Source organism: Pseudomonas sp. SDO5522_S412 (genome assembly GCF_054071215.1).
The window spans coordinates 1-358 of the sequence record NZ_JBSVWQ010000454.1 but is presented as its reverse complement, the minus strand read 5'-3'; the positions used below and the strand labels follow the sequence as shown (position 1 = coordinate 358).

The 358-nt window shown below is 57.0% G+C and carries 1 pseudogene; it reads left to right on the top strand.

Going from position 1 to position 358, the window contains the following annotated elements:
* A pseudogene (locus ACW9I6_RS32425) lies at positions 1–358 on the top strand (type IV secretion protein Rhs); the annotation flags it as partial.

Here is a 358-nt window from a genome sequence, read left to right as displayed (position 1 = left end):
AACTGGCGAATGGCGGTGTGCGGCGTTATCGCTATGACGAGCTGGGGCGGCAGGTGGCTTGCGAGGATGAGCATGGTGCGCTGACCCAGTATCAGTGGGACGCCGTAGGTCGTTTGCTGAAAGTGATTCAGCCTGACGGGGCCACACGCGAATTCAGCTACAACCCGTACGGAAAAATCACTGCTGAGCGCGACGAGTTGGGCCGCGTCACCCGCTACGAATACGCCGATGGTCTGCACCTGATCAGCCGCCGGATTAATCCGGACGGCACGCAGCTTAAATACCGTTATGACAATGTTCGGTTGTTACTGACCGAGATTGAAAACGAGGTCGGCGAAACCTATCGGCTCGACTATCA